Source organism: Klebsiella sp. C283, assembly GCF_048822555.1.
Taxonomy (GTDB): Bacteria; Pseudomonadota; Gammaproteobacteria; order Enterobacterales; family Enterobacteriaceae; genus Klebsiella; species Klebsiella quasipneumoniae.
In genome coordinates, this window is sequence record NZ_JBMEZS010000073.1 from 1 (window position 1) to 768 (window position 768).

Annotated in this window: 1 protein-coding gene; it reads right to left on the reverse strand. The window is 53.6% G+C overall.

Features of this window, described 5'->3' with window-relative positions; genetic code table 11:
- Window positions 1–15 precede the first annotated feature (15 nt).
- A protein-coding gene (locus tag ACOI7Z_RS27280; RefSeq protein WP_095033700.1) for an IS1-like element IS1B family transposase occupies window positions 16–713 on the reverse strand; the annotation gives its coding sequence in 2 pieces (ribosomal slippage) (window positions 16–464 and window positions 464–713; 699 coding nt in all).
- Window positions 714–768: the final 55 nt, after the last annotated feature.

The following is a 768-nucleotide window of genomic DNA, read 5'->3' on the forward strand; positions in this document are numbered from 1 at the left end:
GGTAATGACTCCAACTTATTGATAGTGTTTTATGTTCAGATAATGCCCGATGACTTTGTCATGCAGCTCCACCGATTTTGAGAACGACAGCGACTTCCGTCCCAGCCGTGCCAGGTGCTGCCTCAGATTCAGGTTATGCCGCTCAATTCGCTGCGTATATCGCTTGCTGATTACGTGCAGCTTTCCCTTCAGGCGGGATTCATACAGCGGCCAGCCATCCGTCATCCATATCACCACGTCAAAGGGTGACAGCAGGCTCATAAGACGCCCCAGCGTCGCCATAGTGCGTTCACCGAATACGTGCGCAACAACCGTCTTCCGGAGCCTGTCATACGCGTAAAACAGCCAGCGCTGGCGCGATTTAGCCCCGACGTATCCCCACTGTTCGTCCATTTCCGCGCAGACGATGACGTCACTGCCCGGCTGTATGCGCGAGGTTACCGACTGCGGCCTGAGTTTTTTAAATGGCGGAAAATCGTGTTGAGGCCAACGCCCATAATGCGGGCGGTTGCCCGGCATCCAACGCCATTCATGGCCATATCAATGATTTTCTGGTGCGTACCGGGTTGAGAAGCGGTGTAAGTGAACTGCAGTTGCCATGTTTTACGGCAGTGAGAGCAGAGATAGCGCTGATGTCCGGCGGTGCTTTTGCCGTTACGCACCACCCCGTCAGTAGCTGAACAGGAGGGACAGCTGATAGAAACAGAAGCCACTGGAGCACCTCAAAAACACCATCATACACTAAATCAGTAAGTTGGCAGCATCACC